This window comes from Pseudomonas sp. LS.1a, from assembly GCF_022533585.1.
Taxonomy (GTDB): Bacteria; Pseudomonadota; Gammaproteobacteria; order Pseudomonadales; family Pseudomonadaceae; genus Aquipseudomonas.
In genome coordinates, this window is sequence record NZ_CP092827.1 from 3,473,632 (window position 1) to 3,499,248 (window position 25,617).

General features: G+C 64.7%; 21 protein-coding genes. 9 read left to right on the forward strand and 12 right to left on the reverse strand.

Annotated features, from left to right (window positions below; genetic code table 11):
• Positions 1-52: 52 nt before the first annotated feature.
• The 5 genes from MKK04_RS15900 (at position 53) to MKK04_RS15920 (ending at position 6,130) form a co-directional block, all read left to right on the forward strand.
• Entirely contained in the window at positions 53-1,789 is a 1,737-nt protein-coding gene (locus MKK04_RS15900; RefSeq protein ID WP_207836200.1) for a type I secretion system permease/ATPase, read from the forward strand.
• Positions 1,790-1,795: 6 nt separating this feature from the next.
• Positions 1,796-3,136, forward strand: coding sequence for an HlyD family type I secretion periplasmic adaptor subunit (locus tag MKK04_RS15905; protein ID WP_207836202.1), 1,341 nt, complete (start codon positions 1,796-1,798; stop codon positions 3,134-3,136).
• Entirely contained in the window at positions 3,137-4,465 is a 1,329-nt protein-coding gene (locus MKK04_RS15910) for a TolC family outer membrane protein (protein WP_207836204.1), read from the forward strand. It abuts the gene before it with no gap.
• Positions 4,466-4,552: 87 nt separating this feature from the next.
• Positions 4,553-5,416: a sensor domain-containing diguanylate cyclase gene (locus MKK04_RS15915; RefSeq protein ID WP_241105660.1), complete on the forward strand. Its 864-nt coding sequence runs from the start codon at positions 4,553-4,555 to the stop codon at positions 5,414-5,416.
• A gap of 45 nt (positions 5,417-5,461) precedes the next feature.
• Complete coding sequence (locus MKK04_RS15920; protein WP_241105661.1) at positions 5,462-6,130, forward strand: class I SAM-dependent methyltransferase; 669 nt, start codon at positions 5,462-5,464, stop codon at positions 6,128-6,130.
• A 74-nt stretch (positions 6,131-6,204) separates the two neighbouring features.
• Here MKK04_RS15920 and quiC read toward each other — a convergent pair whose 3' ends face one another.
• On the reverse strand, positions 6,205-8,112 hold the full coding sequence (gene quiC / locus MKK04_RS15925) for a 3-dehydroshikimate dehydratase QuiC (protein WP_207836214.1): 1,908 nt from the start codon (positions 8,110-8,112) through the stop codon (positions 6,205-6,207).
• Positions 8,113-8,400: 288 nt separating this feature from the next.
• On the opposite strand from quiC, the gene MKK04_RS15930 reads away from it, so the two are divergent.
• On the forward strand, positions 8,401-9,774 hold the full coding sequence (locus MKK04_RS15930) for an MFS transporter (protein WP_207836217.1): 1,374 nt from the start codon (positions 8,401-8,403) through the stop codon (positions 9,772-9,774).
• A gap of 136 nt (positions 9,775-9,910) precedes the next feature.
• Here MKK04_RS15930 and MKK04_RS15935 read toward each other — a convergent pair whose 3' ends face one another.
• The 5 genes from MKK04_RS15935 to MKK04_RS15955 form a co-directional block, all read right to left on the reverse strand.
• On the reverse strand, positions 9,911-11,323 hold the full coding sequence (locus tag MKK04_RS15935; RefSeq protein WP_207836232.1) for a DOPA decarboxylase: 1,413 nt from the start codon (positions 11,321-11,323) through the stop codon (positions 9,911-9,913).
• A 181-nt stretch (positions 11,324-11,504) separates the two neighbouring features.
• Positions 11,505-12,449 (reverse strand): LysR family transcriptional regulator, encoded by a 945-nt coding sequence (locus MKK04_RS15940; protein WP_207836233.1) that lies wholly within the window; start codon positions 12,447-12,449, stop codon positions 11,505-11,507.
• Between the two features lie 139 nt (positions 12,450-12,588).
• On the reverse strand, positions 12,589-13,299 hold the full coding sequence (locus MKK04_RS15945) for a YebC/PmpR family DNA-binding transcriptional regulator (protein ID WP_013972055.1): 711 nt from the start codon (positions 13,297-13,299) through the stop codon (positions 12,589-12,591).
• A 97-nt stretch (positions 13,300-13,396) separates the two neighbouring features.
• Positions 13,397-14,788 (reverse strand): FAD-dependent oxidoreductase, encoded by a 1,392-nt coding sequence (locus tag MKK04_RS15950; protein ID WP_241105662.1) that lies wholly within the window; start codon positions 14,786-14,788, stop codon positions 13,397-13,399.
• A gap of 15 nt (positions 14,789-14,803) precedes the next feature.
• Positions 14,804-16,120: an MFS transporter gene (locus MKK04_RS15955; protein ID WP_241105663.1), complete on the reverse strand. Its 1,317-nt coding sequence runs from the start codon at positions 16,118-16,120 to the stop codon at positions 14,804-14,806.
• Positions 16,121-16,363: 243 nt separating this feature from the next.
• Between MKK04_RS15955 and MKK04_RS15960 the strand changes: the two genes are divergently transcribed.
• Both MKK04_RS15960 and MKK04_RS15965 read left to right on the forward strand, forming a co-directional pair.
• Complete coding sequence (locus MKK04_RS15960) at positions 16,364-17,233, forward strand: LysR substrate-binding domain-containing protein (protein ID WP_063913748.1); 870 nt, start codon at positions 16,364-16,366, stop codon at positions 17,231-17,233.
• 157 nt (positions 17,234-17,390) lie between these two features.
• Positions 17,391-17,762 carry a DUF2784 domain-containing protein gene (locus tag MKK04_RS15965; protein WP_207836240.1) on the forward strand — a complete coding sequence of 124 codons (372 nt, stop codon included), beginning with the start codon at positions 17,391-17,393 and terminating at the stop codon, positions 17,760-17,762.
• On the opposite strand, the gene tam is transcribed toward MKK04_RS15965, so the two are convergent.
• The 3 genes from tam to MKK04_RS15980 form a co-directional block, all read right to left on the reverse strand.
• Positions 17,752-18,528 carry a trans-aconitate 2-methyltransferase gene (gene tam / locus MKK04_RS15970; RefSeq protein WP_063913750.1) on the reverse strand — a complete coding sequence of 259 codons (777 nt, stop codon included), beginning with the start codon at positions 18,526-18,528 and terminating at the stop codon, positions 17,752-17,754. The genes MKK04_RS15965 and tam overlap by 11 nt on opposite strands.
• A gap of 174 nt (positions 18,529-18,702) precedes the next feature.
• Complete coding sequence (locus MKK04_RS15975) at positions 18,703-20,112, reverse strand: amino acid permease (protein ID WP_207836243.1); 1,410 nt, start codon at positions 20,110-20,112, stop codon at positions 18,703-18,705.
• Entirely contained in the window at positions 20,112-20,387 is a 276-nt protein-coding gene (locus tag MKK04_RS15980; RefSeq protein ID WP_085619209.1) for a hypothetical protein, read from the reverse strand. Before MKK04_RS15980 ends, MKK04_RS15975 begins: the two co-directional genes overlap by 1 nt.
• A 48-nt stretch (positions 20,388-20,435) precedes the next feature.
• Between MKK04_RS15980 and MKK04_RS15985 the strand changes: the two genes are divergently transcribed.
• On the forward strand, positions 20,436-21,860 hold the full coding sequence (locus MKK04_RS15985; RefSeq protein WP_063913751.1) for an aminotransferase-like domain-containing protein: 1,425 nt from the start codon (positions 20,436-20,438) through the stop codon (positions 21,858-21,860).
• Positions 21,861-21,982: 122 nt separating this feature from the next.
• Here the strand turns inward: MKK04_RS15985 and MKK04_RS15990 are convergent, their stop codons facing one another.
• The 3 genes from MKK04_RS15990 to MKK04_RS16000 are packed head-to-tail and all read right to left on the reverse strand — an operon-like array spanning position 21,983 to position 25,580.
• A complete protein-coding gene (locus MKK04_RS15990; protein ID WP_241105664.1) occupies positions 21,983-23,005 on the reverse strand; it encodes a histone deacetylase family protein in 1,023 nt (340 codons plus the stop codon).
• Positions 23,005-24,246, reverse strand: coding sequence for a Zn-dependent hydrolase (locus MKK04_RS15995; RefSeq protein ID WP_241106811.1), 1,242 nt, complete (start codon positions 24,244-24,246; stop codon positions 23,005-23,007). Before MKK04_RS15995 ends, MKK04_RS15990 begins: the two co-directional genes overlap by 1 nt.
• A gap of 29 nt (positions 24,247-24,275) precedes the next feature.
• Positions 24,276-25,580, reverse strand: a complete 1,305-nt coding sequence (locus MKK04_RS16000) for an MFS transporter (protein ID WP_233687995.1) — start codon at positions 25,578-25,580, stop codon at positions 24,276-24,278.
• Between the last annotated feature and the right edge of the window lie 37 nt (positions 25,581-25,617).

The following is a 25,617-nucleotide window of genomic DNA, read 5'->3' on the forward strand; positions in this document are numbered from 1 at the left end:
CTGTACGGGGCGCCGCAAGGGCTTCCCGATTTGCGATAAAAGGGAGGCCCCGATGCACAAGCCACCACGCACTCGTTCCGAGCTGGCCGACGTGCTGTTCCGCCTGCGCCGTAGCTTTTTTGCCTTGGCCGCCTTCAGCGGTGTCATAAACGTCATGATGTTGACGCCAGCAATTTATATGTTGCAGGTGTACGACCGCGCTCTTGTCAGCCGCAACGTCACCACCCTGAGCATGCTCACCCTGCTGGTGATCGGTTTGTTCATGCTGATGTCAGCCCTGGAGATGGTCCGCACCCGCGTGCTGATCCGGGTAGGCAACTTCCTCGACATGGACCTCAACCGACGCATCTTCAGCGCCGCCTTCGAGCGCAACCTGAGCCGCGCCGGCGGCAACCCGGCCCAGGCCCTGCAGGACCTCGCGCAGGTGCGGCAGTTTCTGACCGGCAACGGCCTGTTCGCCTTCTTCGATGCCCCCTGGACGCCGATCTACCTGCTGGTCAGCTACCTGATCCACCCACTGCTGGGGCTGGTCACGCTGATCGGCTCGCTGATTCTGGTGGGCCTGGCCTACCTCACCGAAAAGGCCACGCAAAAACCCTTGGCCGAAGCCAACCAGGCGGCCATGTCGTCGGCCAGCTACGCCAACAACAACCTGCGCAACGCCGAAGTGATCGAAGCCATGGGCATGCTGCCGGCGATCGGCAAGCGCTGGTACCAGGGCCACTTGCGCATCCTGCAGATGCAGACCCTGGCCTCCGACCGCGCCGCGCTGATCAGCAGCACCGGGCGCTTCGTGCGCATTACCTTGCAGTCGGTAATCCTTGGCGCCGGCGCACTGTTGGCAATCGAAGGCAAGATCACCCCCGGCATGATGATCGCCTGCTCGATCCTCACCGGCCGCGCCCTGGCCCCGGTAGAGCAGGTGATCGCCGCGTGGAAGCAACTGCTGGGCTGCCGTTCCGCCTGGGGCCGGCTCAACGACCTGCTGCACGACTACCCGCAGCGGCCACCGAGCATGTCGCTACAGCGGCCACTGGGCATGCTGGCCGTGGAAAACGTGATCGCTGGCGCCCCCGGCACCAGCAACAACATCGTGCGTGGGGTCAGCTTCAGCCTGGTCCCGGGTGAAAGCCTGGGCATCATCGGCCCTTCGGCCTCCGGCAAGTCCACCCTCGCCCGCCTGCTGGTAGGCGTGTGGCCGACCCAGGCCGGCAAGGTGCGCCTGGACGGTGCCGATATCTTCACCTGGAACAAAGCCGAACTGGGGCCGTGGATCGGCTACCTGCCGCAGGACGTGGAGTTGTTCGAGGGCACCATCGCCGAGAACATCGCACGCTTCGCAGAAGTGGACAGCGAGGCGGTGATCCGCGCTGCCCGCAGCAGCGGCGTGCACGACATGATCCTGCGCTTCCCGCAGGGCTACGACACTCGTCTGGCCGCCGACGGCAGCCCGCTGTCCGGTGGCCAGAAGCAACGCATTGCCCTGGCCCGTGCGCTGTATGGCGAGCCGAACCTGGTAGTGCTGGACGAGCCCAACGCCAACCTCGATGACGTTGGCGAAAAGGCCCTGGTCGATGCGCTGGCCGAACTCAAGGCACGCGGTGCCACGGTAATCCTGATTTCCCACCGGCCCAATGTGCTGTGTGCGGTCGACAAGGTGCTGATGCTGCGTGACGGCGCTGTACACATGCTCGGCAGCCGCGACGAAGTGTTCGCGGCGCTGCGCAAGGCCAGCGTGATCCCGGCGGCAACCGCTGCGCCGCTGGCTTCGGTAAAAGCACGGGAGTGATCGATCATGCAGATGACCCAACACACCGAATTGATTCCCGCCGAGGCCCGCAACGGGATCGACCTGGACATGGGCCGGCCGGCACGCTGGGGCGTATGGATGGTCATCGCCGGCTTTGGCGGCTTCCTGCTGTGGTCGTGCCTGGCGCCACTGGATGCCGGGGTGGTCGCCACCGGCACGGTCAAGGTCACCAGCAACCGCAAGGCCGTACAGCACCTGACCGGCGGCACGGTCGAGGCAATCCTGGTGCGCGAAGGCGATATGGTGAAGAAAGGCCAGGAGGTGGTACGCCTCGACGCCCTGCGCGCAGTGGCCGAACAGGGCGCAGTCAGTGCCCAGTACATCGTCAGCAAGACCGTGGAAAACCGCCTGGAAGCCGAGCGCGATGGCCGCGACACGGTCACCTTCGACCCAGCCCTGCTCAAGCACTACGGCAACGACCCGCGCCTGCTGGCAGCCATGGACCTGCAACAACGCCTGCTGGACACCCGCCGCGCGGGCCTTGCCGGTGAACTGAGCATCCTCGAGGAAAACCTCGCCGCCACTGCGGTACAGCTCAAGGGCCTGCAGCAGGTGTACGGCGCCCGTGCCTCGCAGATTGGCTTCCTCAACCAGGAACTGCAAGGCACCCGCGTGCTGGCCGCCGAAGGCTACGTGCCACGCAACCGCCTGCTGGAGCTGGAGCGCAACAATGCCGACCTGTCCGCCGGCCAGGCGGAAAACCTCAACAACATTGCCCGCACGCGCAGCCAGGCCACCGAGATCAAGCTGCGCATGCTGCAACGCCAGCACGACTACCTCAAGGAAGTGGAGTCGCAACTGACCGATACCGCCAAGGAGAACACCACCCTGGCCGACCGCCTGCGCGCGCTGGACTACGAAGTGACCCACACGGTGATCCGCTCGCCGATCGACGGCATGGTCCAGGCCCTGAGCATTGCCACGGTCGGCGGCATCATCCAGCCTGGGGTCAAGATCATGGAGGTGGTGCCGCTCGACCAGCCGCTGCAGGTCGACGCGATGATCCCGGTACAGGCCATCGACAAGATGGTCCCGGGCCTGGACGTGGACCTCGCCTTCCCGGCCTTCAACCATGCGAAGACGCCGAACATCCCAGGGCGGGTCAAGACCATCTCCGCCGACCGCCTGATGGACGAAGAAAGCAAACAGCCGTACTACCTGGCCCAGGTTGAGGTGACGCAGGACGGCATGGGCCTGCTGGGCAGCAATCACATCCGCCCCGGCATGCCGGCCACCGTCACCATCAAGACTGGCGAGCGCAACCTGCTAAGCTACCTGCTAAAACCGATGCTCGAACGCGTGGACGCCTCGTTCAAGGAGCAGTGAATGAATCACCGGTGCCTGATGCTTTGCCTGTTGGGGTTGTCCGCACAGACCAGTGCCATGGACCTGAAACAAGCCTGGGACCTGCTGCAGTACCAGGGCCCGATCTACCGCGCCGCGGTGCACGAGAAAGAAGCCGGCAGCGAGAACCGCGCCATCGGCCAGGCCGGCCTGCTACCGCAGATCAACGCGGCTGGCTACTTCAACAAGGTCAATGGCAGCCAGCGGCAGAGTGGCCGGGACAGCGACCTGGACTATGACTCCAAGGGCGCCAACGTGCGTTTGCGCCAACCGCTGTTCAACAAGCAGAAGATGGCCGAATACCGTCAGGGCCAGCAACGTGCCGACTACAGCGTGGCAGTGTTCGACGCCAAGAGCCAGGACGCTGCGGTGCGCCTGGCCGACGCTTACTTCGACGTGCTGCTGGCCAGCGAAACCATCACCCTGGCCAAGGCCAAGCTGAATGCCTTCGAAGAGCAGCTGGCGTCGGCGAAGCGGCGCATGGAGCTGGGTGCCGGCACCATCACCGACATCGACGAGTCGGTGGCCCGCCGCGACCTGGCCGAGGCTGACCTGATCGAGGCCCAGGACAACCTGGTCAACGCCCGCCGCAAGCTGGAGGAATACATCGGTGAAACCCCGCAGTCGCTGACCACCTTGCAGCCAGGCTTCAACACACCGCCCCTGATACCGGGCAACCTGCAGGACTGGCTGGTCAAGGCCCAGGCCGACAGCCCGTTGATTCATGCGCGCCGGCACAGCTACGAGCTGGCCGAAGAAGAAGTGAAGCGCGCCCGCGCCGGGCACTGGCCGACCCTGGATTTCGTGGCGGGCTATACCGCTGGCAGCAGCCAGTCGATTTCCGAACTGAACCAGCGCAACCACTACAGCTCGATCGGGCTGGAGCTGAACATTCCGCTGTACAGCGGTGGCGGTACCAGTGCCCTCACCCGCCAGGCCAGTGCCAACAGTTCCAAGGCCCTGGATGAACTGGACGCCACGCGCCAGGAAGTGATTTCCGGCACCACTCGCGAGTACCGCGGCGTGCAGAGTGGCGCCTTGCGCATTCAGGCGCTGGAAAAGGCTGTGGCGTCCAACGAACGCTCGCTGCTTTCGGCCCGCAAGGGCTTCAAGGAAGGCGGCACCAGCACCAACTCCGATGTGCTCAATGCCGAAGAGTTGCTGTATGACGCCCGCCACGACCTGTTCGAGGCGAAGTTGAACTACCTGATGTCGCGGCTGCGCCTGGCGTCGTCGGTGGGTAGCCTGGGGGATGACGATATCCAGCAGATCAACGATTACCTTGGACCGGAACTGGTGGTGAGCAACTGACTATCGGCCCGCTCCCACAGCGGCGCCTACCGCATTTTGTTCCATTTCAGGCTATGATCGGTCACCCCGCCGCGGACGCCCTGACCTATGCCCGTCGACCTGCAAGCGTTATACCCCAGGCTGATCCACCTGATGCTGGACACGGTGTTCGTGGTCGACAGGGACAACCAGATCGTTTTCGTCAGCGATGCCTGCGAGGCGCTGCTGGGTTACCAGGCCTGCGAACTGATCGGCACCCCGATCACCGACTATATGCACCCTGACGACCTGGCGATCACGCGTGCATCGATCGTCCGGGTGATGAGCGGCCATCCCCATTACGACTTCCGCAACCGCTACATCCGCAAGGATGGCGGTATCGTGCATATCCTGTGGGCGGCCTGCTGGTCCGACGAGGCCGATGCCCGCATCGGTGTGGCGCGGGATATCACCGCCCAACGCCAGGCCGAGGAAGAACTGCGCTTCCTGGCCCACCATGACCCCCTCACCCGCCTGGCCAACCGGGCCATGTTCAACGAGCGGCTTGACACCGCCCTTGCCGCGGCCCGGCGCCACAACCACCCGCTGGCGTTGCTGTTCATCGATATCAATGACTTCAAGGACATCAACGATAACCATGGGCACAGCGTGGGTGACCGGGTGCTGTGCACCTTGGCACGGCGCCTGGAAGGCTGTGTGAGTGCGACCGATACAGTAGCCCGAATGGGCGGTGACGAGTTCACCGTGCTACTGACCGACTACGCATCGCCAGAGACCATTGCCGAGCAGGTGGCACGTATCCTGGCAGCCATGGCCGAGCCACTCGGCGCCGAGTTTGCGGGCATCGACGCGCCTTCCTGCAGCATTGGCGTGGCCTGTTTCCCCGAGGACGGCAGCGACGCCGACATGCTGCTGCGCCATGCTGATGGCGATATGTACCGGGTCAAGCGACAGCGCGCTGCGGCCAGCTGATCGCTCTGGCGGCCGCTGGTGGAATCGACCACAACGGAGATGACCATGCGCAACCCTGAACATACCTTGCTCGATAGCTGGCAGCACAACGCCCAGGCCTGGATCGACGCGGTGCGCAGTGGCGCCATCGAGAGCCGCCGCCAGGTCACCGACCAGGCCATCCTGCTGGCCATTCTTGGTCGCCAACCCGAACGCGTGCTCGACCTGGGCTGTGGTGAAGGCTGGCTGTTGCGGGCGCTGGGCGACCGTGGTGTCGAAGCAGTAGGTGTGGATGGTGACCGGGCGCTGGTGGATGCCGCGCGCGCTGCGGGTTCCGCCGAGGTGCACCTGGCCAGCTATGCACAGCTGGTCGATGCGCAGGCCTATGTTGGCCAGGACTATGACCTGGTCTGTGCCAACTTCGCCCTGTTGCAGCAGGACATCATCCCGCTGCTGGCGGCGATGAATGCGTTGCTGGTGCCAGGCGGTGCGCTGGTGATCCAGACCCTGCACCCATGGAGCGTGGCGGATGGGAATTACCAGGATGGCTGGCGGGAGGAGTCGTTTGCCGGGCTCGCCGGGGATTGGCACGTGATGCCTTGGTACTTCCGCACCCTGGCCAGCTGGCTGAACGCGCTGGACATGGCGGGGTTGCGGCTGGTCGGTTTGCAGGAGCCACAGCACCCGCAGAGTGCGCTGCCGCAGTCGCTGCTGTTGGTGGCCGAGCGCCCTTGAAGCATACGCGGTCGTAGGAGCGGCCTTGCGGCCCATCGCGACACAAGGCCGCTCCTACAGGGACCGCGCCAGGGTCAGAGGACCGGCTTGCGCACCGCCCCGCTGCGGGCCTTGGCCATGGCCGCCAGGCGCACCGCGACGTTGGCTGCACCGTAACCGGCATAACCACCCTTGCGCTGGATGATTTCGAAGAAGAAACGCTCTTCGAACGGCTCGGTGTACACGTGGAACAGCTCGCCACCCTGGGCATCGCGGTCGTACAGCACGTTGTAGTAGGCCAGTTCGCTGAGGAACTCGTCGTCGAAATCGAAACGCGCCGCCAGGTCGTCGTAGTAGTTCAGCGGGATCTCCAGCAGCGGTACGCCAGCCAGTTTGGCCCGCGCCACTTCGCGGAAGATGTCGTCGCAATCGAAGGCAATGTGGTGCACCCCCGAACCACGGTAACTGGACAGCGCATGGGCGATGGCGGTATTGCGGTTTTCCGAAATGTTCAACGGCAGGCGCAAGGTGCCGCACTGGCTGCGCAGGGCGCGGCTCTTGACCAGCCCGTAAGGGTCCGGCAGCACCACTTCGTCATCGGCAGCGAAATCGAACAGGCTCTTGTAGAACAGCACCCAGCTGTCCAGCGACTCGGCTGGCAGGGCCAGGGCCATGTGGTCGATGCGGCGCAGGCCGCCGGTGGCCGTGGCGCTCTTGTCCAGGCTGAAGTCGGTGTCGTACAGGGTCTGGCCAGCCGTGCCCTGCTCCACCAGATACAGCAGGCTGCCATCCGGCGCTCGTACCGCCGGCACTTCACACTCGTTAGGCCCGACCAGGCCGCGGAACGGCTGGCCACGGTAGGCGGTGGCACGCTTCAGGGCAGCTTGCTGGTCCTTGACCCGCAGCGCGGTGGCGCACAGCGACGGCCCGTGGGCCTCGAAGAAGTTGTGGCCGAAGGAATAGGGTTCGGCGTTCAGCACAATGTTGATATCGCCCTGGCGCAGCAGTTGCACCGCTTTGCTGCGGTGCTTGCCGGCTTCGGCAAAGCCCAGGCGCTTCAGCCAGCTACCCAGGCGCGCGCCAACGGCCTCGTCGACCGCGAATTCGAGGAACTCCACACCGTCATAGGCACTGGCCGCCGGTGGGGTGAACAGCACACCGGGTTCGATCGGCGTGCCTTCCTGCTCCAGGCGCAGGCGAGTCTGCTCCTCGAGGTACAGCAGCGAACGCAGGCCGTCGGCGGCATTCTGCCGGGGCGGTGCCGCGCGGAAGCCGTCGTTGAAGATTTCCAGCGACAGCGGCCCGCGGTAGCCGGTGGCGAGGATTGGCGCCAGGAAACCGGCCATGTCCATCTCGCCCTGCCCCGGGAAGCAACGGAAGTGACGGCTCCACTCCAGCACATCCATGGCCAGGATCGGCGCATCGGCCATTTGCACGAAGAAGATCTTGTCGCCGGGGATATCGCGGATCGCGCTCGGGTCGCCCTTGAGCGACAAGGTGTGGAAGCTGTCGAGGATCACCCCGAGGGCCGGGTGGTCAGCCTGGCGCACCAGGTTCCAGACTTGCTGGTAGGTATTGACGTGGCGGCCCCAGGCCAGGGCTTCGTAGCCAATGCGCAGGCCGCGTTTGCCGGCGTGCTCGGCCAGCAGGCGCAAGTCGTCGACCAACAACTGTTCTTCGCTCAGGGCATCGGCCTGGACGTTGCTGCACACCAGCACCAGGTCGGTACCCAGTTCCTGCATCAGGTCGAACTTGCGCTCGGCGCGGTCGAGGTTTTTCTGCAGGCGGTCGCGGCGGCAGCCTTCAAAGTCGCGGAACGGCTGGAACAGGGTGATGGCAATACCCAGGTCGGCGCACATCTGCCGCACCTGGCGCGGGCTGCCAGCGTAATAGAGCAGGTCGTTTTCGAAGATCTCGACGCCGTCAAAACCGGCGGCGGCGATGGCTTCGAGCTTTTCCGGCAGGGTGCCGCTCAAGGACACGGTAGCGATCGAACGCTGCATGGCGGGAGTTCCTTGTTGTTAGAGGGAGACGGTGCCAGACAGGTAAAAAAACACTGTCACAGTTTATGGCACGATCGATTATTCGCAGGTAGAGTCGTCGCTTCAATCTCTTTGTACGGAATGGTTAGTTTTGCGTTCGATTATCGCACAATACCCGTTTTAGCGAATTGCCAGTCCGCTGGCCCGTGGTCAACATGAACCACAGACGCAGGCACACCGACCACTGCCTCCTGCCTTGGCTAACCTCCGGCGGAACCTGCGCTAACAACAATAACAACGGAGACAACGATGGCTCACTCCAGCTCTCAAGCCAAGAAAGCGACCGCCAGTGGATGGATAGGCTCGGCACTCGAGTACTACGACTTCTTCATCTACGCCCAGGCCGCTGCGCTGATTTTCCCGCAGATCTTCTTCCCTAACACCGACCCGAAAATGGCCATCATTGCCTCGCTGGCCACCTACGGCGTGGGTTACCTGGCGCGCCCGTTCGGCGCCTTCGTGCTGGGCCACTGGGGTGACACCCGCGGCCGCAAGAACGTACTGTTGCTGTGCATGTTCCTGATGGGCCTGTCGACCATGGCCGTGGGCCTGCTGCCCACCTACCACGACATCGGCCTGCTCGCCCCGGCCTTGCTGGTGGTGCTGCGCCTGATCCAGGGCTTTGCCGTGGCTGGTGAAATTTCCGGTGCCAGTTCGATGATCATGGAACATGCGCCATTCGGTCGACGGGGCTACTACGCCAGCTTCACCCTGCAAGGCGTACAGGCTGGCCAGGTGCTGGCGGCGGCCGTGTTCCTGCCACTGGCCTACTTCATGCCCAGCGAAGCCTTCAACGACTGGGGCTGGCGCATTCCATTCCTGATGAGCGCCATCGTGCTGATTGCCGGCTTCATCATCCGTAAGGAAGTGCACGAAACCCCGGCGTTCGTGAAGGAAGAGAAGCAGGACAAAGTCGCCAAGTCGCCGATCAGCGAAGCCTTCCGCCACAGCTGGAGGCACATGGTGCTGGTGATGTTCATGGCGCTGATGAACGTGATCCCGGTGGTGGCCACCATCTTCGGTGCGGCCTACGCGGTACAGCCGGCCTATGGCATCGGCTTCGACAAGAGCGTGTACCTGTGGATTCCGGTAGTCGGCAACATCGTTGCGGTGCTGGTGATTCCGTTTGTCGGCAACCTGTCCGACAAGATCGGCCGTCGCCCGACCATGATCGCCGGTTGCCTGGGCTCGGGCCTGCTGGCGTTCCTCTACCTGTATGCGATCAGCATCCAGAACGTACCGCTGGCGTTCGCCTCGTCGATCGTCATGTGGGGCATGGTGTACCAGGGCTACAACGCGGTGTTCCCCAGCTTCTACCCAGAACTGTTCCACACCCGCTACCGCGTTTCGGCCATGGCCATCGCGCAGAACATCGGCACCATGCTGACCGCCATGCTGCCGGCGCTGTTCGCTCTGGTTGCCCCGCCCGGCTCGGACAACATCCCGCTGGTGGTTGGTGGGCTGGCGTTCTTCATCACCTGCGTGTGCGCCCTGGCAGCGTACATTGCCCCGGAAACCCATCGCCTGGCGATGGAAGACCTGGGTAACCCCGATGCCAAGCCGATGGACAAGACCACCTATGAAGCTAGCCGTAAAGGTAGCTTTCAGGCAGTGAGCCACTGATCGATTGCAGGGGGCTGCTCTGCAGCCCATTCGCGGGCAAGCCCGCTCCCACAGGGTCGCATCAAGCCTGAGGCCGATGCAGTCCCTGTAGGAGCGGGCTTGCCCGCGAATGGGCCGCAACGCGGCCCCGGCAATTTCAGCCCTTGACCACTTCCTGCAGGCGCGCCCAGAGCTGTTCGACATGCTCCCGCTCGGTCGGCAATGCGCCAATCGACACCCGCACCATCCACCGCCCATCCAGCGTCGCCGGCGTCACATAGGCATCCCCGGACGCATTCAGCCGCTCTGCCCAGCCCTTGGTATGCGCATCCAGCGCCTCCCCTTCAAGCCCCGCCGGCCGATGGCGAATGCACAACGTCTGCAACTGCACCGGCGCCAGTACCTCCCACTCCCCAGCCGCCGCAACCTGCCCGGCCAGCCATTGGGCATTGTCCAGGTCACGCCGCAGCCGTGCCTGCAACGCCTCAACGCCCTCGCTGCGCAGCATGAACCACAGCTTCAACGCCCGGAACCGGCGGCCCAGCGGGATACCCCAGTCACGCAGGTTCTTCACCTCGCCATCCACCGCCGACTGCAGGTAGCTGGGGTTGGTGCTCATGACCCGGATCAGGTGCTGCGGGTCGCGCACGTAGTAGATCGAGCAATCGAAGGCTACGCCCAGCCACTTGTGCGCGTTGACCACCAGCGAATCGGCCAGCTCGATGCCGTCCCACATCCAGCGGCACTCCGGCAGGATCATCGCCGAGCCGGCCATGGCCGAGTCCACGTGCAGCCATAGGCCATGGGCCTGGGCGATCTCGCCGATCGGGCGCAGCGGGTCGAGCGCCGTGGTGGCGGTGGTACCGGTGGTCGCGACCACGGCGCAGGGCTGGTTGCCGGCGGCCAGGTCCTGCTCGATCGCCGCCTGCAGTGCTTGCGGGCGCATGGCGTAGCGTTCGTCGGTCGGGATCAGGCGGATGTTGTCGCGGCCAAAACCGGCCAGCAGTGCTGCCTTGTCCACCGAGCTGTGGGCGTGGGCACTGACATAGACGATCAGCGGCCTGGCCTGGGCTTGCAGGCCGCCGCGCACCAGTGCGTAGTCGCTGGCGCGTTCGCGCGCACAGATCAGCGCCACCAGGGTGCTGGTGGATGCGGTGTCCTGGATCACCCCGCTCCATTGGCCAGACAGGCCGAGCAACTGACGCAGCCAGTCGAGGGTGGTTTCCTCCAGCTCGCTCAGGGCCGGGCTGGACTGCCACGACAGGCCCAATACGCCAAGGCCGGTGCTGAGGAAGTCACCGAGGACCGACGACAGGGTGCCGTTGGAGGGGAAATAACCGTAGAAGTCCGGGTGCTGCCAATGGGACAGGCCAGGCATGACCAACTGGTTGACGTCGTCGAGGATCGCTGCGAAAGGTTCGCCTTGCTGAGGGGCCTGTGTGGGCAAGGCGGCCTTGAGGTAGCCGGGCTCGACCTGGGCCATGACCGGGCGCTCGCCAACGGTTTGGCGGTAATCGGCGATAAGGTCGATCAGTTGGTGGCCGTACTGGCGGAATTGTTCGGGGGTCACCTGGGGTCTCCTGTGGGTTATTCGCTGCCTGTACCGGCCTCTTCGCGGGTAAACCCGCTCCCACAGGCATGGCATCGCTTGTGGGAGCGGGTTTACCCGCGAAGAGGCCGGTACAGACAACACATTGCACCCAGTCTAGGCACCTATCCCGAAGTGAATAACCCCGCTTCGCGCATACCTGTTATGGCAAACCCGCATGCCCGCCCTGCACACCAAACTGCGACTGGCGCCACAACTCGAACACCCGGTTGCGCAACCAGCGGTGCTCGGCCGAGGCCTGCAGGCGCTGGTGCCATACCACCCAGTAGCGCTGGCTGTGGTCGATGAAACCCAGCGGCCGCCAGGCCAGGTCATGCAGGCGACACAGCTGCCGGGCGATATGCTCGGGGACGGTGGCCAGCGCCTGGCTGTTGGCGATCACCTGCACGGTGGCTGAGAAGAACGGCACTTCCAGGCTGACCCGCCGTTGCAGGCCCTGGACGCGCAGATGGCGGTCAATGAAGCTGTCCTTGTCACCACCGCCGGAAATACGCACATGCTTGTGCGCCAGATAGTCGGCCTGGCTGAGCGCACCGTGGGCGACCAGCGGATGGTCGTGGCGCATCAGGCACACCGCGCGGTCTTCGCCCAACAGGCGCCCGTGCAGGTTGGGTGGCGACTCGTCGAACAAGGTGGTGGCCAGGTCGATCTCACCGCTGGCCAGCAAGGCGTACTGGCCGGCCTGCCAGGTGCGGTACTCCAGCGATACGCCCGGCGCTTCGCGCTCCAGCGCCGCCACCAGCAGCGGCAGCATGTGCTCGGCCACATAGTCGGACGCTGCCAGGCAGAAGCGCCGCTCGCAACGCGCCGGGTCGAATACTGCGGGCTGGCGCAGGGCGTGCAGTTCTTCGAGAACCTGGCGCAGGGGTTCGACCAGGGCTTCGGCGTGTTCGCTTAGCACGTAACCGCGGCCCTGGCGAACCAGCAACGGGTCGTCAAAGGCTTCGCGCAGGTGGGCCAGCTGGCGGCTAAGGGCGGACTGGCTGACGCCCAGACGCTCGGCGGCGTGGCTGAGGTTCTTCAGCTGCAGCAGGTGGTCGAGGGTGCGCAGGTGGGCGAGGCTGAGGGAGGCGAAGGTGGGGTTCATCGGGGTTCGGCTCCAGACCGCTGGCGAGGGCTTTGCCCTCGTTTCGCGACACAATGCCGCTCCCACATGGAGTATGCGTTCCACTGTGGGAGCGGCCTTGCGTCGCGAAAGGGCCGCAAAGCGGCCCCGGATACGCAGATCAGTCAGTCAGGCCGACATACACGTTCTGCACATCATCGTTCTCGTCGATCGCCTCGAGGAACGCTTCCACCTCGGCCAATGCTTCAGCACTCAGGCTGGCCGCGCTCACCGGGTTTTTCGGGGTGTAGCCGATCTTCGCCGAAGTCACGGTAAAGCCATGCTCCGGCAGGGCTTTCTGCACCGCGTCCAGGTCGGTGGTGTCGGTGATGAACAGGGTCGAGCCCTCTTCGTCGCCTTCCTCGAAGTCCTGGGCACCGGCTTCGATGGCCGCCATTTCCGGGTCGGCATCGCCATTCGGGGTGGCTTCGATCAGGCCGACATGGTTGAAGTCCCAGGCCACCGAACCACTGGCACCCAACTGGCCCTTGCGGAACAGCACGCGGATTTGCGCGACGGTACGGTTGACGTTGTCGGTCAGGCACTCGACGATCAGCGGTACCTGGTGCGGGGCGAAGCCTTCGTAGCTAACCGCCGAGTACTGCACGGCATCGCCGTCCAGGCCCGCGCCCTTGCGGATTGCGCGCTCCAGGGTCTCGCGGGTCATCGAGGCCTTCTTGGCCTGCTCGATGGCCAGGCGCAGGCGCGGGTTCATGTCCGGGTCGGCACCGGACTTGGCAGCGATCTGGATCTCTTTGGACAGCTTGCCCATGATCTTGCCTTTGGCGTTGGCCGCGGCTTCTTTATGTTTGGCTTTCCACTGTGCGCCCATGTCGACTCTCTTGTTTCAGCGGCCGGTTCAGGAAGCGACCGGCCAAAAGTGGGTGCAGTTTATACGCCCTCTGGCCTGTGTTCGACAAGAAATCTCATCAGCCTTTGTCCGCCTTGCCTGCCGCCGCGGCCAACCGCGCCAACCGCACATCCAGCCGGCGCGGACGCAAACCATGGTCCTCGGCCCGCTCCTTGCGGCGGATGGCATTGCGCACCATCAGCGAGCCCAGGTAGCGGATCGGCTCGGGGGGGAACAGCCCCAGCGGCCCTTTCACCAACGGCGAACGGGTCCACGGGTTGTCCAGCCCCAGCGCCAGCGACGAGAGAATCTGCCCACCCATGTGGCACGGCCCGACGCCACTGCCGGAGTAACCAAAGCCGTAGAATACGTTGCCCTGCCCGTCCAGCCGGCCAAAAAACGGCAAACCGGTCACCGAGCGATCGGACGGCCCGTTCCAGCTGGCCGCCAGCGGCACCTCGGCCAGCGCCGGGAAAAATCCGCCCAGGCTTTCGCGCAGCAGCGGCCGGTACGGCGACGGCTGGTCGAATACCGGCAACATGCGCCCGCCATAGGCGAAGGTATTGCCGCCCTTGCCGAGCATCAGCCGACCATCGGAGGTGTTGTGGTAGTAATGCACGAAAATCCGCGAATCGAGCACGCTGATGCCGCTGTCCAGGCCAATCTGGTGCAGCAGCTCGGGACACGGCTCGGTGATCACCATGTCGCTGGAAACGATCGCCACGCTGCGCTCGAACTGCGGGAAAGCCCGCGCCATCCAGGCATTCAGGCCCAGGACCACGCGGTCGGCGCGCACCGTGCCATGGGCCGTGCGCACCTGCACCGGGGTGCCGTGCTCCAGGCCAGTCATGGCGCTGCCCTCATGGATACGCACGCCGCGCTGCAAGGCCACCCGGCGCAAGCCGCGCACCAGCTTGCCCGGCTGCACCGTGGCCGCGGCCGGCGAAAACCAGCCTTCCAGGTGCCGCGCCGAACCCGCCAGGCGCTGCACCTGCTGCAGCGGCAGGCGGCGAAACGAATTGATCCCCCTGTGCTCCAGCGCAGCAATCACCGCGTCGGTGGCGCCGACCTGGGCGGCATTGGTGGCGGTATACAGCGTGCCGTCAAGACGGTAATCGCAGTCGATGCCATTGGCCGCGCAGAACGCGCCGATTTCACCGATGCTGCGCTCCGACTCGCGCACCAGGCGCACCGCCTCGGTCACCCCGAACAGGCGCTCGAGGGTGAAGTACTTGGCCGACCAGGACAACGCGCAGCCACCATTGCGGCCACTGGCACCGGCGCCGCAGATATCGGCCTCGATCAGCACGATATCCAGGGCCGGCACCGCCTCCTTGAGCATCAGTGCGGTCCACAGGCCGGTGTAGCCGCCACCGACGATGCATACATCGCAACGGGCATCGCCTTGCAGCGGTGGGCACACCGCCTCCTGCGCCGAATCCAGGGCCTGTTGCAGCCAGAAGGGTCTCATTCGCTCGCTTTCCTTTCAGGTACGCAGTGGCTTGATTGCCATGCTGGTATTCGGTGCCACATCGGTGCTTTGCACAGCGCTGGCCGGTCGGCTGTTCCAGTGCGGCAGCAGCACCAGCGCCGAGAACAGGGCACAGCCGGCAAACACGATGAACACCGTGACACCATCGAAGTAACCCGGCAGCAGCCCGCCCAGCACCGCCCCCACCGAGCCGCAGCCGTTGACGAAGCCAGCTGCGGTGGCGCCGGCCTTGGCGGTGCCGAAGTCGATGGCCGCAGCGCCGCTGATCATCGAGTCCGGCCCGTACAGGGTCAGGCCCATGACGAACAGCAGGGCCACCACCAGGATCACGCTGCCGGTGTGCATGGCCGCCATGAATGCCGCCAGGGCCACGGTCAGCAGCAGCAGGCTGATGACACAGGCCGGCATGCGCCGGGCGCCGAACAGCTTGTCGGAGGCCAGGCCAATGATGATAGGGCCGAGCAGCCCGGCCAGTTCGAAGGCTGTCGGGATGATCGCTGCACCTACCTTGCCCACCGAAGGCATCTGCTCGAAGACGATCACCGGCCCCCACAGCAGGATGGCGTAGCGCGCCGGCTTCAACAGGAAGTACGCCAGCCCCAGGGTCAGCACCGTGCGGTTGCGCAGGATCTCCTTCAGCGGCGCCCACACGCTGCACAGGTTGCCGGCCGGGGCCATGCTCTGCGGCTCGGGCTCCACCGCCGGCAGGCCAACGTCTTCAGGTTTGTTGCGCTGCAGGAAGAAGAACAGCACGGCCACCAGCGCCACCACCGCGGCACTGGAGAAGAACGCCGCGTGCCAGGTACCAACCAGGGTATAGGCCCACCAGCCGGCGAACGGCGAGGCCACCAGGCCGCCAAAGGCATAGCAGGAACTCCACAGGCCCAGCACCCGCCCACGCTGCGACGCGGGGAAGAAGCTGCCGATGTTCTTGCACAACCCGGCCCAGCCGGTGGATTGCGCCAGGCCCTGTACCAGCATGCAGGTGGCGAAGATCGGGAAGGTCGCGTAACTGCCCATCACCACCGCCGCGGCAGCAGAAATCAGCAGGCCGCCGAGCACCACCACGCGCGGGCCAAAGCGGTCGGCAAGCATGCCCCAGGTGAACTGGCCCACGGCGTAGGCGGCCAGGTAGATGGCGTCGAGGTTGGCCATGGCGGCCTTGTCGAGCATGAAGCCGGGGTCTTCAGCGATGCCCAGCTTGGCCACCGAGAAGGCCTTGCGGGTGAAGTAGAAGGCGGCGTAGGCCAGCCAGGTAATGGCGAAAATCTGGATGCGCCAGCGTTTGAACGCGGCTAGGGATTGGTTCATGTAAGTCTGACCTCTTGCTCAAGTGTGCCGGCAGAATGTGAAGAAACGCCTGTCTTGTTCTTGTGTTACGCACAGCGATGACGAGGCTGTCATCGGGTCAGATGGCACCGTGTGGGCGCCATGGCCCTGGCGGCGCTTGTGGTGCCTGCGTCGGGCTGACATGCATGGAAACAGTTGCAGTAAGATAAATAAAATCGATTTATCGTATTTCACACATAAGCCCAGCTTGTTACTGAGGTCGTCATGTCGGTTTCCCACGCACAACTCAAGGCCTTCCATGCCGTGGCAGTTCACGGCAGCTTTACCCGCGCCGCCGAGAAGCTGTTTCTTACCCAGCCCGCGGTGTCGGACCAGGTGCGCAAACTCGAGGAGCGCTTCGGCGTGTTGCTGTTCCACCGCAACAAGCGCTCGGTGCAGCTCACCGACCTCGGCGAGCGCCTGCTGGGTATCAGCCAGCGCCTGTTCGCCTGCGAGGCCGAAGCCCATGAACTGCTGCAGGATTCGCGTGCGCTGCACACCGGCAGCCTGGTACTGGCAGTGGATGCGCCAGTGCACGTGCTGCCGCAGATCGCCCGCTTCTGCCAGCGCTACCCGGGCATCCAGGTGAAGATCGAGACCGGCAACACCGACGAGTCGCTGGCCCGGCTGTTCAGCTACCAGGCCGACCTGGCCCTGCTGGGGCGGGACGTCGACGATGAGCGGCTGCACTGCCTGCCGCTGCGTCGCGACCCGATGGTGGCGTTCGTCTCCCACCAGCACCCATGGGCCAGCCGTGGCGCGATCAGCCTGGCGGATCTGGACGATATGCCGCTGGTGCTGCGCGAGCCCGGGTCGGTGACGCGGCAGACGCTGGAAGAAGAGATGCAACGGGCCGGGCTGCGGATTCGCCCGGCGATCCAGGTGGAAGGCCGGGAAGCGGCGCGGGAAGCGGTGGTGGTGGGGATTGGTGTGGGGGTGGTGTCGGCGGCGGAGTTTGGTGCGGATGCACGGGTGTGTGCGTTGCCGATCGTCGATTGCCAGCGGCACCTGACCGAGACACTGGTGTGCCTGAGTGAACAGCGCACGCGGCGGGTGGTGGCGACCTTCCTGCAGATGGTGGAGGAAGGGTTGTAAGCCTGTGCCGGCCTCTTCGCGGGTAAACCCGCTCCCACAGATCCCCCACAGTTCTCAGGTTCCGTGGAGTACCTGTGGGAGCGGGTTTACCCGCGAAGAGGCCAGTACAGGCAACCCATCTATGCTGGGAAGAACTCAATTCACAAAACAACTCCCCATGCTCTACCGCCTTGCCGCCGACACCCTGGTCCTGCTGCACCTGGCCTTCATCCTGCTGGTGCTGTTCGGCGGCCTGCTGGTGCTGCGCTGGCGCCCTGCCCTGCTGCTGCACCTGCCGGCCCTGACCTGGGGCCTGGCGGTAGAATGCCTGCACCTGGGCTGCCCGCTGACCACCTGGGAAAACCGCATGCGCAGCGCTGCCGGTGACGCGGGCTATCAGGGCGGCTTCGTCGAGCACTACATCTGGCCATTGATCTACCCCGCCGGGCTGACCCCGCACATCCAGCTGCTGCTGGGCACTTTCGTACTGCTGCTCAACCTCGGCATCTACAGCTACGTGGCCTGGCGCTGGCGCCGCCCTAGCGGGTAGCGATCACGAACAGCCGCGGGAACGGCAACAGCACCTTGCCATCGGTGGCCGGCGGGTAGTCGCGCTGCATCGCCTGCAGGTACATCTGCAGGAAATCCACCTGCTCCTGCGCCTCCAACCGCCCCAGATACGGACGCAAGGCAGAACCCTTGAACCATTCCACCACGGCTTCGGCGCCGCCGGCCAACGGGTGATGGTAGGTGGTACGCCACACATCCACCCGCGCACACAGCGGGCTGAGCAGGTCGTAGTAGAACGCCGCGTTGTGCCGTGGCGGCAGCTGGAAATCGGCGAACTTCGCCGCCCAGGGACCCTGGCTGGCGATTTCGCGCAGTTGCCGATGGGCCGGCTCGTCGAGGTTGTCCGGGGTCTGCACGGCCAGGCTGGCACCTTCGCTCAGCTGGCGCACCAGGTGCGGATACAGCGAGGCATGGTCAGGTACCCATTGCAGCGAGGCATTGGCCAGGATCAGGTCCTGCGGCTCGGGGGCGGACCAGCCTGCAATGTCACCAATGACCGTGCGCACGCGGGGGATGCACAGCCGTTTGCGCTCGCGGGCCTTGTCGATCATGTCCGGGTCGCTGTCCAGGGCCGTCACCTGGGCATCCGGGTAACGTTGCAGCAGCACCTCGGTGGAATTGCCGGGGCCACAGCCCAGATCGGTGGCGTGGCGGACCGGGCGTGGCGGCACGGCGGCGAGCAGGTCGCGCACGGCGCGCGTGCGTTCGTCTTCGAACTGGGAATACTGGGTGGCGGACCAGGCCATGTGAAGCTCCTTTGGGCGGGCAATGTGTTCAGCATATGCCATCTGCCCTGTTCTGATAGGTCTGACGCGGCCCCACAAGCAAAACGCCAGAAGTCCGAGGGAAAACCCTGGCCCAACAACACAAAACGGCCGGGTCCCCCCAGGGAGCCGGCCGTTTTGAGAAGCGCGTGACGTTTAGTGCTGCTTGCCAGTGCGGATCTGGTGCACCACACCCATCGCCACCACGACTGCTGCGGCGATACCGGTGGAGATCACCAGGATCTGGTAGTCAGGCATGAAGGCCATGGTCACCAGGGCGGCCACGATGAACGCGATCACCAGGTAGGTGAGCCACGGGAACAACCACATCTTCAGACGCACTTCCTTGCCTTCGGCGATCAGCTTGCGGCGCATGCGCAGCTGCGAGAAGGCGATCACCAGGTACACCAGCAGGGCGATCATGCCGGTGGTGTTCATCAGGGTTTCCAGCACGTCTTTCGGGCGCAGGGTCTCGCTGAAGTTGATCAGTGCACACACCACGGCCACGGCGCACGAACCCATGATCGCGTACACCGGTACACCGGTGCCGGCGCGGGTGATCTTGAAGAACGACGGCGCGTCGCCACGCTGGGCCAGGGAGAACAGCATGCGCGAAGCGGTGTAGTGGCCCGAGATCAGGCAGCTGCTCACCGAGGTCAGCACCACAAAGTTCATCAGCAGCTCGGCATAGGGCACGCCCAGCAGTTCCAGGGTGCGGCGGTAGGCGCCATAGCCGGAAACGCCCAGGTACGGGTCGTTCCACGGTACCAGGCAGACGATCAGGAAGATCGAACCCACGTAGAACAGGCACACACGCCAGACCACCGAGTTGGTCGCCTTGACGATCTGCGCGGCCGGGTCCTTGGCTTCGGAAGCGGCGATGGTGACGATTTCCGCGCCGAGGAAGGCGAACATCACCCCGAGCAAGGCACCGATCACGGTGGTGATGCCGTTGGGCATGAAGCCTTCGGCGGTGAGGTGGCTGATGCCACGCACTTCACCGAACTGCCAGATGTTCAGCACGGCAGCGGTACACACGATCAGGAAGCAGACGATCGCGATCACCTTGATCAAGGCGAACCAGAACTCGAACTCACCGTAGTGCTTGACGTTGAAGAAGTTGACGGTGATCAGCAACAGGGTCGTGGCCAGCACGAACACGTTGACGCTGACGTCGGGGAAGAAACCATGCAGGATCTTGCCCGCCACATAAGCTTCCCAGGCCATGAGGATGACCCAGTACCACCAGTACAGCCAGCCGATGGTGAAACCGGCCCAACGGCCGATGGCGCGATCGGCGTAGGTGGAGAACGAACCGGTGTCTGGCGAGGAAGTCGCCATTTCACCCAGCATGCGCATGATCAGTACCACCAGGATGCCACCTGCCAGGTAGGCCAGGACAGCGGCTGGGCCGGCGCTGTGAATCACGCTGCCGGAACCGACGAACAAGGCGCCGCCGATAACCCCGGCGATCGACATCATCGTCAGGTGGCGCGACTTCAGCGAGGCACTGAGCTTGCTCTCGTGCCCGCTTTTCGCGGTGGTGGTTGTGGATGTTGCGTCCATCAGTTGTGTACCCCGTGCTTCTTTTTATCCAAGGAAAACTGTGAAACCCCGATGGCTGGCGGTTTCACGTACATCAGTGCTAATGCGCGCAGGATGGTGTGAGCGAACACACGCAGGCCTTCCATGGCGGCCTGCTGACGCGCCCCAGGGCAGGCGCCTGGGGCGAACTGAACATGCTTTAGGTGGCGATATCTGACACCTAATGTAAAAATGTCCGACGCAGAGAGCCATGCACAGTGGCATGAAACTCGCACTGCACTGTACAGGTCGCCCATGCAATACACCTTGCAAACGCCGGGCGATACGCACCCTGAAGGCCCCGAATGTTCGAATTACATCCAGACTCCTCGACCCCGCTGGTGAACCAGATCATCGACGGGCTGCGCGAGCTGATCGACAACCAGACCCTCAAGCCAGGCGCCAAGGTCCCCTCGATCCGCGCCTTTGCCGCGAGCTATTCGGTGAGCACCTTCACCGTGGTCGAGGCCTACGACCGCCTGGTCGCCCAGGGCCTGCTGGTGAGCCGGGGCAATGCGGGGTTCTTCGTCAACCGCGCGGCGGGCGAATTGCTGGACCAGCACAATGCCGAGGCCGACACCAGTCGACCAACGTTCAACTCCGAGTGGTACCTGCAGCAGATCTTCGAAATCCGCCAGTTGCCGTTCAAGCCGGGGTGCGGCTGGCTGCCCAACGACTGGATGTACGAAGACGGCCTGCGCCGCGGCCTGCGCCAGGTGGCCGGCAGCCCGCTGGAGCTGTCGGGCTACGGCGACCCCATGGGCCTGCCGGAGCTGCGCGCGCTGACCGCGCAGAACCTGCAGCAGGAACTGTCGATCGTCGCCAACCCGGCGCAACTGATGCTCACCCACGGCGCCAGCCAGGCCCTGGACCTGGCCGCGCGTACGCTGGTGCGCCCGGGCGATGTGGTGCTGGTGGACGACCCCGGCTACCCCAACCTGATGAGCATCCTGCGCACCCAGGGTGCGACCCTGGTCGGCGTGCCGCGCACACCGGCCGGCTACGACCTGAACCAGCTGGAACAGTTGCTCAGCCATCACCGCCCCACTGCGTTCTTCACCCAGCCGCACCTGCACAGCCCGACCTGCTCGCGCACGCCGCTGCCGCAGCTGCACCGCCTGCTGCAACTGGCCAGCCAGCACGGTTTCCGCCTGGTGGAGAACAACCTGTACGCCGACATGGTCGCCGAGCCGCAGCCATGCCTCGCCAGCCTCGACCACCTGCAGCAGGTGGTGTACGTGGGCAGCTACTCCAAGAGCATCTCGCCCAATGTGCGCGTTGGCTACATGCTGGCCAACCCCGAACTGATGCAGAAGCTGCTGCACCTGAAGATGCGCTCGGGCCTGACCACTTCACAGGTGATGGAGCGCGTGGTGTATGCCGCGATCATCGACGGGCGCTGGCGCAAGCACCTCAAGCGCTTGCGCCAACGGCTGGCCGAAGCGCACCAGGAAGTTGGCCGGCACCTGCATCGGTTGGGTTTCGAATTGTTCATCGAGTCGGATGAAGGGATGTATATCTGGACCCGCCACCCGGCGATTCCGGACAGCGCGGCGTTGCTGGATGATGCGCTGGAGAAAGGCATCATGCTCGGGCCCGGGCAGTTGTTCATGGTCGATGCCAAGGCGACCGGGTGGATGCGGTTCAACGTGGCGTTCAGCACCGAGCCGGCGATGTGGGAGTTGCTGGAGAAGGTATTGGTGAAGCATGTGCGGCGGGGTGGGGTGTAACGGTTTGCGGGGTGTTCGCCACAACACTTTCAGCGCCTGAGAGATCGAGCGCCGCCCGCGCGGCGCTCGATCTCTCAGGCGCTGAAACTGTCATGGCAAGCACCTGTCAGCCCCGCCCCTCCTTATCGCCAGTCCGCCTTGTCAGCAAAAAACGCCTGCGCATTCGCCTCCAGGCTCTCCAGGTGATACCCCCCTTCCTGCACGATCAGGCACGGCAAGCGCATCGCCCGAATCCGTTCGCCCAATACCGCAAACCCTTCCGTCGTCACCGCCACCTTGCTCTGCGGATCCAGCTCGTAGATATCGAACCCCAGTGACAACACCAGCACCTCGGCGCCAAAGTCCTTCACCGCAGCGAGTGCAACCTCCAACTGGCCCATGAAGTCCGCTTCGCTAGCCCCATGCGCCATCGGCAAGTTCAGGTTGTACCCCTCCCCCGCACCACTGCCACGCTCATCCTCGAACCCGGCCACACCCGGGTAGAAGTTGGTCGGGTCACCATGCACCGACACATACAGCACATCACTGCGATCGTAGAAGATCTCCTGAATCCCCTGCCCGTGATGCATGTCGGTATCGAGAATGGCCACGCGGCTGTAGCGGCTGCGCAAGGCCTGGGCAGCAACGGCAGCGTTGTTGATGTAGCAGAAACCACCCGCAGCATCGAACCGCGCATGGTGCCCAGGAGGTCGGCACAGCGCATAGGCCGCCGGTTCCCCATCGAGAATGGCCTTTGCCCCGGCCACCGCGCTTTGCGCAGACCAATAGGCCGAGCGCCAGGTGTTTTCACCTACAGGGCAGCTACCATCCGCAAGGTAGCGCCCTGCCTGGGCGAGGATGCCGCGCAGGGCGTTGGGCTCACGCACGAAGATGTTGGACATGACCTCGTCGCCCCAGTCCTCAGGCACTTCCTTCCAGCGCGCATGGGCCTCTTCGAGGAAGGCCAGGTAGGCCTCGCCATGCACAGCCTTGAGCGACTCGAGGCCGGCATCCTCAGGCTGACGGATGTCGAAGCCTAGGTCCCTGACCGCCTGCAGCAGACGTTGGGCGCGCTCGGGGACTTCCTGCGGGGTGCGCATGGCGCCGCGCGAGTAATAGCTACGGGGGTGGTGCAGCAGTTGTTCGGGATGGAAGTAGCAACGCATCAGGCTTCTCCTTGTTCGATACGGCCCGCGCGGGCCAGCACGGCGTTGAGCAGTACATCGGCACCCTGGCGGGCGTCGTCGGGCAGTACGTCTTCGGCTTCGTTGTGGCTCAGGCCGCCGACACAGGGGATGAACACCATGGCGGTCGGGCAGTAGCGGGCCAGCAGGATGGCGTCGTGGCCGGCGCCGCTGACGATCGACTGCTGGGCATAACCGAGGCCGTCCACCGCCTGCTGCACAGCGGCTACGCAGTCAGCGTCGAACGGCGTGGCCGGGCTGACCCAGTGGCGCTCGATACGCACCTGCAGGCCGCGCTGGTTGGCGATGGCTTGCAGCTTCAGGGTCAGGTCACGCTCCATGGCCTCGATGGCTTCATCGCGGTGGTGACGCAGGTCCACCGTGAAGCGCAGCACGCCGGGGATGGTGTTGCGCGAGGACTTGGCGATAGAGAGTTCGCCCACGGTGGTCAGGCCTTGCGGCGCGAAGTCGGCGGCCAGTTGCTCGACGGCCTGGATCATCTGTGCAGCGCCGTACAGGGCATCCTTGCGCAATGACATCGGCGTGGTACCGGCATGCGCCGCCTGGCCCTCGACGGTAACGTCCAGCCAGCGGATGGCCTGCCCGCCGCTGACCACACCGATGGCCTTGGCGTTGTCTTCAAGGATCGGGCCTTGCTCGATATGCGCCTCGAAATAGGCAGCGACCTGACCGCCCAGCGGGCGCTGGCCGGCGTAACCGGTGCGTTGCAGTTCGTCGGCGACGCTGATGCCATCGGCGTCGCGAATGGCCAGCGCTTCGTCCAGCGCGAGGGCGCCGGTGAACACCGCCGAACCGAACATGGCCGGGGTGAAGCGGGCCCCCTCCTCGTTGGTCCATACGGCGATTTCCAGCGGTTTGCGCGTCTGGATGTTCAAGTCATTGAGCCGGCGTACCACTTCGAGCCCCGCCAACACACCGTAGACGCCATCGAAACGACCGCCCTCTGGTTGGGTGTCGAGGTGGCTGCCCATCATCACCGGCGCTGCAGCCGGGTCGCTGCCAGCGCGGCGGGCGAACAGGTTGCCAATGGCATCCACAGTCAGCGTCAGGCCGGCTTCGCAGCACCAGTGGCTGAACAGTTCACGGCCAGCCTTGTCCTCGTCGCTCAGAGCCAGGCGACAGCTGCCGCCACGGGCGGTGGCGCCAATTTCGGCCATGGCCATCAGGCTCGCCCACAGGCGTTCGCCATTGCTTTTCAACATGTGCGGGTACTCCAGAATAAACGGTTCGATCAAGCCAGCTCCAGGCGCTGGCTACGGGCGTACTGACGCGCAAGGGCGAGCACGCAAACCAACGAGATAGTGGCGATCAGGGTGTAGAACAGCGCCATCGGCCACCACTGACCGCTGAAGGTGTGGGCCAACCAGGTGCCGATCAGCGGGGTCAGGCCGCCAGCGATGGCGCCGCAGATCTGGTAGGCCAGGGAAATGGCGGTGTAGCGCACGCGGGTGTCGAACATGCCGCTGACGTAGCCGGCGATTACCGCGTAGAACGACGCCATGCACGCGGCTGCCAGGGCGATGCCGAGCACGATCAGCGGGCCTTCGCCAGAGCTGACCAGCACGAACATCGGGTATGGCGAGGCCATGGCCAGCAACGCAACCAGGGCCAGGAAGCGGGTAGCGCCGATCTTTTCCGACAACCACGCGGCCAGCGGCTGCACGCAGAACTGGATGATCGCCACGAAGAACAGGCACTCCAGGATCAACGAACGCTCCAGGTGCAATTGCTGGGTGGTGTAACTGATCATGAAGGTGTTGGTGAAGTAGACCCCGGCAATGCCCAGGGTATTGGCGCCGATGCACAGCAACAGCGGGCGCCAGGCCGTGCGCAGCACTTCGAATGCCGGAGCCTGCTCCTTGCGCCGGGCCTTTTCCGCCTGCTCGCGACTGGCGATGAACTCGGGCGATTCATTCACCCCAAGGCGGATTGCCAGGCCCACCAGCAGCAACAGCGCGCTGGCCAGGAACGGCACACGCCAGCCCCAGCTCATCAGGTCTGCTTCCGGCAGGCGGGTGACCGCGCCGAAGGCCAGCAGCGACAGGATCAGGCCCGCCGGGCTGCCCAACTGGGCGAACGAGGCAAAGAAGTTGCGCCGGCCCTTGGGCGCATGCTCGCCGGCCATCAGCACCGCCCCGCCCCATTCGCCGCCCACGGCAATGCCCTGGACGATGCGCAGCAGGATCAGCAGTACCGGCGCGATGGCGCCGATTTGCGCGTAGGTCGGCAGCAGGCCGATGCCCACGGTGACGATGCCCATCATCAGCAAGGTGATGACCAGCGACTTCTTGCGGCCGATACGGTCGCCCACATGGCCAAAGACGATGCCACCCAGCGGCCGGGCGAAGAAGCCGACGGCGAAGGTGCCGAACGCGGCCATGGTGCTGAACAGGCTGTTGTCGGAGGGGAAGAACAGCGCGCCGAACACCAGGGCGGCGGCGGTGGCATAGATGTAGAAGTCGTACCACTCGATCATGGTGCCGATGAATGCGGCGGCGGCGGCACGGCGTGGTTGGGGGGAAGCGGTGGGCTTCATGGGGGCTCCTTTGCTTGTTGTTCTGGCAGGAGTTGTC

Bases quoted from the DNA above. Each gene is read 5' to 3' on its own strand.
- MKK04_RS15900 (WP_207836200.1), top strand. From the start codon at position 53: ATGCACAAGCCACCACGCACTCGTTCCGAGCTGGCCGACGTGCTGTTC.
- MKK04_RS15905 (WP_207836202.1), top strand. From the start codon at position 1,796: ATGCAGATGACCCAACACACCGAATTGATTCCCGCCGAGGCCCGCAAC.
- MKK04_RS15910 (WP_207836204.1), top strand. From the start codon at position 3,137: ATGAATCACCGGTGCCTGATGCTTTGCCTGTTGGGGTTGTCCGCACAG.
- MKK04_RS15915 (WP_241105660.1), top strand. From the start codon at position 4,553: ATGCCCGTCGACCTGCAAGCGTTATACCCCAGGCTGATCCACCTGATG.
- MKK04_RS15920 (WP_241105661.1), top strand. From the start codon at position 5,462: ATGCGCAACCCTGAACATACCTTGCTCGATAGCTGGCAGCACAACGCC.
- quiC (WP_207836214.1), bottom strand. From the start codon at position 8,112: ATGCAGCGTTCGATCGCTACCGTGTCCTTGAGCGGCACCCTGCCGGAA.
- MKK04_RS15930 (WP_207836217.1), top strand. From the start codon at position 8,401: ATGGCTCACTCCAGCTCTCAAGCCAAGAAAGCGACCGCCAGTGGATGG.
- MKK04_RS15940 (WP_207836233.1), bottom strand. From the start codon at position 12,449: ATGAACCCCACCTTCGCCTCCCTCAGCCTCGCCCACCTGCGCACCCTC.
- MKK04_RS15945 (WP_013972055.1), bottom strand. From the start codon at position 13,299: ATGGGCGCACAGTGGAAAGCCAAACATAAAGAAGCCGCGGCCAACGCC.
- MKK04_RS15950 (WP_241105662.1), bottom strand. From the start codon at position 14,788: ATGAGACCCTTCTGGCTGCAACAGGCCCTGGATTCGGCGCAGGAGGCG.
- MKK04_RS15955 (WP_241105663.1), bottom strand. From the start codon at position 16,120: ATGAACCAATCCCTAGCCGCGTTCAAACGCTGGCGCATCCAGATTTTC.
- MKK04_RS15960 (WP_063913748.1), top strand. From the start codon at position 16,364: ATGTCGGTTTCCCACGCACAACTCAAGGCCTTCCATGCCGTGGCAGTT.
- MKK04_RS15965 (WP_207836240.1), top strand. From the start codon at position 17,391: ATGCTCTACCGCCTTGCCGCCGACACCCTGGTCCTGCTGCACCTGGCC.
- tam (WP_063913750.1), bottom strand. From the start codon at position 18,528: ATGGCCTGGTCCGCCACCCAGTATTCCCAGTTCGAAGACGAACGCACG.
- MKK04_RS15975 (WP_207836243.1), bottom strand. From the start codon at position 20,112: ATGGACGCAACATCCACAACCACCACCGCGAAAAGCGGGCACGAGAGC.
- MKK04_RS15980 (WP_085619209.1), bottom strand. From the start codon at position 20,387: ATGGGCGACCTGTACAGTGCAGTGCGAGTTTCATGCCACTGTGCATGG.
- MKK04_RS15985 (WP_063913751.1), top strand. From the start codon at position 20,436: ATGTTCGAATTACATCCAGACTCCTCGACCCCGCTGGTGAACCAGATC.
- MKK04_RS15990 (WP_241105664.1), bottom strand. From the start codon at position 23,005: ATGCGTTGCTACTTCCATCCCGAACAACTGCTGCACCACCCCCGTAGC.
- MKK04_RS15995 (WP_241106811.1), bottom strand. From the start codon at position 24,246: ATGTTGAAAAGCAATGGCGAACGCCTGTGGGCGAGCCTGATGGCCATG.
- MKK04_RS16000 (WP_233687995.1), bottom strand. From the start codon at position 25,580: ATGAAGCCCACCGCTTCCCCCCAACCACGCCGTGCCGCCGCCGCCGCA.